Here is a 5430-nt window from a genome sequence, read left to right on the forward strand (position 1 = left end):
CTCCGCCCGCTGTGTGTGGCGCTTGGCGCGTGGGCCCCGAGCCCTCCTCTCCACCCTCACCTGGGGGCGGCTGCACCCCCCCCCCCCCCGCCACAGTGTGTTGTTCAGCAGGTCAGTTCGCCGCGAGCAGGTCGATGACGAAGACCAGGGTCTTGCCGGACAGGCCGTGGCCTGCGCCGGCGGGGCCGTAGGCGAGCTCCGGCGGGATGGTCAGCTGGCGGCGGCCGCCGACCTTCATGCCGGGGATGCCGTCCTGCCAGCCCTGGATCAGGCCGCGCAGCGGGAAGACGATGGATTCGCCACGGTCCCACGAAGAGTCGAACTGCTCGCCGGTCTCGAACTCGACGCCGACGTAGTGCACCTCGACGGTGCCACCGGGCACCGCTTCGGCGCCTTCGCCCTCGACGAGGTCCTTGATCACGAGCTCGGTGGGCGCGGGGCCCTCCTGGAATTCGATCTCCGGCTTGGTCATTCGGCTATCCTCTTCGATAGTGTCATCCCCGCTCGCGCGGGGAACGCGGGTGTGAACAGTGACGGTCGTCGTCGCTCAGCGAGTACCGATATCAAGGTAGTCGCGCTCACCGTAACCGGTGTAGATCTGGCGCGGGCGGCCGATCTTGAGCGGCTCGGAGTGCATCTCACGCCAGTGCGCGATCCAGCCCGGCAGGCGGCCCATGGCGAACAGCACGGTGAACATGCGGGTCGGGAAGCCCATGGCCCGGTAGATGACGCCGGTGTAGAAGTCGACGTTCGGGTACAGGCGGCGCGAGACGAAGTAGTCGTCGGTGAGGGCGGCCTCTTCGAGCTGCTTGGCGATGTCGAGCAGCTGGTCGTCGCCGCCGATCTTCGACAGGATCTTGTCGGCGGCCTGCTTGACCAGGGTCGCGCGCGGGTCGTAGTTGCGGTAGACGCGGTGCCCGAAGCCCATGAGCTTCACGCCGTCTTCCTTGTTCTTGACCTTGCGGATGAATTCCTTGACGTCGCCGCCGTTGGCCTTGATCTCGTCGAGCATCTCGAGCACGGCCTGGTTGGCGCCGCCGTGCAGCGGGCCCCACAGCGCGTTGATGCCACCGGACACCGAGGTGAACAGGTTGGCGTCCGACGAGCCGACGAGGCGCACGGTCGAGGTGGAGCAGTTCTGCTCGTGGTCGGCGTGCAGGATCAGCAGCATGTCGAGCGCGGCGGCGACCTCGGGGTCGACCTCGTAGGGCTCGGCCGGGAAGCCGAAGGTCATCCGCAGGAAGTTCTCGACCAGCGACAGCGAGTTGTCGGGGTAGAGGAACGGCTGGCCGACCGACTTCTTGTACGAGTAGGCCGCGATGGTGGGCAGCTTGGCCAGCAGGCGGATGGTGGACAGCTCGACCTGCTCGGGGTCGCGCGGGTCCAGCGAGTCCTGGTAGTACGCCGACAGCGCGTTCACCGCGGACGACAGCACCGGCATCGGGTGCGCGTTGCGCGGGAAGCCGTCGAAGAACCGCTTCAGGTCCTCGTGCAGCAGGGTGTGGCGGCGGATGCGATCGGTGAAGTCGTCGAGCTGGGCCTGGGTCGGCAGCTCGCCGTAGATGAGCAGGTAGCTGACCTCGATGAAGGTCGAGCGGCCCGCCAGCTGGTCGATCGGGTAGCCGCGGTAGCGCAGGATGCCCGCTTCACCGTCGATGTAGGTGATGGCCGACTTGGTCGACGCGGTGTTCATGAAACCGGGGTCATAGGTGACATAACCGGTGCTGGCCAGCAGCTTGCCCAAGTCGAGTCCGTCGTTGCCCTCCGCGGCCGTGGTGACCGAGATCGGGAACTCGCCACCGGGGTACTGCAGTACCGCCTTGGCGTCTTCGGCGACGTTGGTGATGTTCTCAGCGGGCACGGAAGGATCCCTCTCAGGCTAGAACCGTAGGCACCGATGCGGTCGGCACGCGGTGCACTTGCGCTAACGCTAGCTGTTGTCGGGTCAGGACAGGCAATCAGGGTTGCTCTGCGGCTTTCTCACATCTGGATAGAACGGCGGTGAGGTCGCGGACCTGCGGTGATCACGGCTACCGGCCGGTTGCGGACAGCTCCCGGCCCCGGCTACCAGCCGGTAGGTCAAACAGCTGCCCCAGAGACTGAATTACCTTCTCGCACAGCCTAATTCGCGACAACGTCGGCGTGCGCGCGGGTGACCCGGTAACGCACGAAGGCGGGGAAGGCCAGCGCGGCCAGCGCCACCCCGATCACCACCAGTACGCCACCACCGGCGGCAGCTACAGCGGTACCCAGGCTCGCCGCGGCGAAACCGTGGGCAACATCACCGATCCGCGGCCCACCTGCGACAACCACGATGAACACGCCTTGCAGCCTGCCGCGCATCTCGTCGGTGGAGACAGTGAGCAACATCGCCGTGCGCAGCGCCGCCGAGATCATGTCGACCGCACCGCCCAGGGCAAGGAACGCCACCGCGATCCACAGCCACACCCCCAGCCCGAACAGGTGCCCGGCCAGGCCGACCGCAACGCCGAACCCCACCATCGCCACGCCCCACACCGCGATACACACGATCACCGCCAGGCCCTGCCTGCGAATGCGCGGTACCCAGCCGGAGAAGACACCGCCGAGCACCGCGCCCGCCGAGATCGCCGCGAACAGCAGGCCGAGCGCCACCCCGCCCTCGGCCGGATCGTGGAAGGTCTCGTGCGCGATCTGCGGGAACAGCGCGCGCGGCATGCCGAACACCATGGCGATGATGTCGACGACGAAGGAGGCGAGCAGGATCCGCTGCCCGGTGAGATAGCGGAAACCGTCGACGACGGCGCGCAGCCCGGCCCGGCGCTGATCGCCGGTCGGCGGGAAGGCAGGCAGTTTCCACACCGCCCACACCGTCGCGAGCAGGGCGATCGCGTCGATCAGATACAGCGTCGACAGCCCGAGCACCGGGATGAGCAGACCCGCCAGCACCGGACCGGCGATCATGCCGACGTTCTGCACGGTCATGCTCAGCGAACTGGCCGCGGCGATCTGCTCGGGCGGCAGCAGCCGCGCGATGGCCGCGCTGCGGGTGGGCTGGTTGACCGCGAAGAACGCCTGCTGGGCGGCGAACAGCCCGAGCACCAGCCACACATTGGTCATTCCGAGCGCGGCCTGCACCCAGAACGCCACCGCGGTCGCGCCGGTGCCCGCCGTGGTGATGATCAGCAACGTGCGCCGGTCCATGACATCGGCCAGCGCGCCACCCCACAGCCCGAACACGACCAGCGGGACCAGGCCGAACAGGCCGGCCAGGCCTACGTACCCGGAACTACCGGTGATCTGGAAGATCTGCTGCGGAACCGCGACGACCGAGAGCTGCGCACCGATGACGGTGACGATGTTGGTGGTCCAGAGCCTGCGATAGTCGGGATTACGCAGGGGTTCGGTGTCGGCGAGCAACTTCACTCGCCGCAGATTAGCCATCTCCGCGCGATCGGAGAATGGATGCGCTCGGTGACTTACCCCACCACTCGTTAGGGCTGCAAACGTTCCACGGTTGTGCCTGTGTCCTCGATCCGCACGACGATCCGGTTGTGCAGCCGACCCCGCCTGCCCTGCCAGAACTCCACCTCGTCGGGCCGCAGCAGGTACCCGCCCCAGAACGGCGGCACCGGGATGTCGTCGACGTCGGCGAAGCGGGCCGTGGTCTCGGCCAGCGCCCGGTCCAGCTCGGCGCGCGAAGTCACGGGCCGTGACTGTTGCGAGGCCCAGGCCCCGAGCCGCGCGTCGCGTGGCCGAGCCTGCCAGTAGGCCGCGGTCACCTCGGCGGACACCCGCTCGGTCACCCCGCGCACGTGGACCTGCCTGGCGAGCGCGGGCCAGACGAAGGACGCCGCGGCGTACGGGTCGGCGGCGAGCTGGTTGCCCTTGGCCGAGTCGTAGTTCGTATAGAAGGTGACGCCGTCGGGCGAGAGGCCCTTGCACAGGACGGTGCGCGCGACCGGGCGCGGAGCCGGGCCGGTCAGCGAGACCGTGGCCAGCACCATCGCATTGGGTTCGGCGACGCCGAGACCGCCCGCCTCCTCGATCCAGCGGCGCAGCAACGGTTCCCAGCCACCGGCCACCCACGACTCGTCGAGATCGGCTTCCTCCGGCACCGGCAGATGGCCGCCGTAGTCGACGCGCATGGCGGCGAGGTCGGCCGCGGTCGCGGGTTCCTGGTCACGCATGAGCACAGACGGTACGCCGCAGGGGCGACGCTACTACCCGGTATCCCCGGGGCTATGGTTCAGAAAGATCGGCATGCCCCCGCAAGGAGAGTCACCATGACTACCAGCTCGGTACCACAGGATTTCGTCAGCGGATTGGAAGGCGTGGTGGCCTTCACCACCGACATCGCCGAGCCGGACAAGGACGGTGGCGCGCTCCGATATCGCGGCGTCGACATCGAGGACCTGGTCGCCAACCGGGTCACCTTCGGTGACGTGTGGGCCCTGCTGGTCGACGGCCAGTTCGGCCACGGCCTGCCGCCCGCCGAGCCCTTCCCGCTGCCGGTGCACACCGGTGACGTGCGCGTCGACGTGCAGGCGGGCCTGGCCATGCTCGCCCCGATCTGGGGCTACGAGCCGCTGCTCGACATCGACGACGAGACCGCCCGCGAGAACCTGGCCCGCGCCTCGGTGATGGCGCTGTCCTACGTCGCGCAGTCCGCGCGCGGCATCTATCAGCCCGCCGTTCCACAGCGCACGATCGACGAGTGCACCACCGTCACCGAGCGGTTCATGACCCGCTGGAAGGGTGACCCGGACCCGCGCCACACCGAGGCGATCGACGCCTACTGGGTCTCGGCCGCCGAGCACGGCATGAACGCCTCCACCTTCACCGCCCGCGTCATCGCCTCCACCGGCGCCGACGTGGCGGCCTCGCTGTCCGGCGCGATCGGCGCCATGTCCGGCCCGCTGCACGGTGGCGCGCCCGCCCGCGTGCTCCCGATGATCGAAGCCGTCGAGCAGAGCGGCGACGCCCGCGCGCTGGTCAAGGGCATCCTCGACCGCAAAGAGAAGCTGATGGGCTTCGGGCACCGGGTCTACCGGGCCGAGGACCCGCGCGCCCGCGTGCTGCGCGCCACCGCCAAGCGCCTCGACGCGCCCCGCTACGAGGTCGCCGCCGCGCTGGAGCAGGCCGCGCTGGCCGAGCTGCGTGAGCGTCGTCCGGACCGGGCGATCGAGACCAATGTCGAGTTCTGGGCCGCGGTGATCCTGGACTTCGCCGAGGTCCCCGCGCACATGATGCCCGCCATGTTCACCTGTGGCCGGACCGCGGGCTGGTGCGCGCACATCCTCGAGCAGAAGCAGCTGGGCAAGCTGGTGCGCCCGGCCGCGATCTACACCGGGCCGGGCCCGCGTACGCCTGAAGAGGTGGCCGGCTGGTCCACCATCGCGCGGGACTGATCTCCTCTCACCTCTGACCGGGCGCCGGTCGGCACATACC

General features: G+C 68.9%; 5 protein-coding genes. 1 reads left to right on the top strand and 4 read right to left on the bottom strand.

Annotation, left to right across the window (positions count from 1 at the left end; translation table 11 throughout):
• Positions 1-112: 112 nt before the first annotated feature.
• The 4 genes from ACFWPJ_RS23320 to pdxH all read right to left on the bottom strand — a co-directional run bounded on the left by ACFWPJ_RS23320 (position 113) and on the right by pdxH (position 4169).
• A complete protein-coding gene (locus ACFWPJ_RS23320; protein WP_378854514.1) occupies positions 113-472 on the bottom strand; it encodes an FKBP-type peptidyl-prolyl cis-trans isomerase in 360 nt (119 codons plus the stop codon).
• A 75-nt stretch (positions 473-547) separates the two neighbouring features.
• Positions 548-1861: a citrate synthase gene (locus ACFWPJ_RS23325; RefSeq protein ID WP_378854515.1), complete on the bottom strand. Its 1314-nt coding sequence runs from the start codon at positions 1859-1861 to the stop codon at positions 548-550.
• Positions 1862-2121: 260 nt separating this feature from the next.
• A complete protein-coding gene (locus ACFWPJ_RS23330; RefSeq protein WP_378854516.1) occupies positions 2122-3423 on the bottom strand; it encodes an MFS transporter in 1302 nt (433 codons plus the stop codon).
• A gap of 50 nt (positions 3424-3473) precedes the next feature.
• Positions 3474-4169, bottom strand: a complete 696-nt coding sequence (gene pdxH, locus ACFWPJ_RS23335; protein ID WP_378854517.1) for a pyridoxamine 5'-phosphate oxidase — start codon at positions 4167-4169, stop codon at positions 3474-3476.
• Between the two features lie 96 nt (positions 4170-4265).
• On the opposite strand from pdxH, the gene ACFWPJ_RS23340 reads away from it, so the two are divergent.
• On the top strand, positions 4266-5390 hold the full coding sequence (locus ACFWPJ_RS23340; RefSeq protein ID WP_378854518.1) for a citrate synthase 2: 1125 nt from the start codon (positions 4266-4268) through the stop codon (positions 5388-5390).
• Positions 5391-5430: the final 40 nt, after the last annotated feature.

The organism is Nocardia sp. NPDC058497 (assembly GCF_042720195.1).
Taxonomy (GTDB): domain Bacteria; phylum Actinomycetota; class Actinomycetes; order Mycobacteriales; family Mycobacteriaceae; genus Nocardia.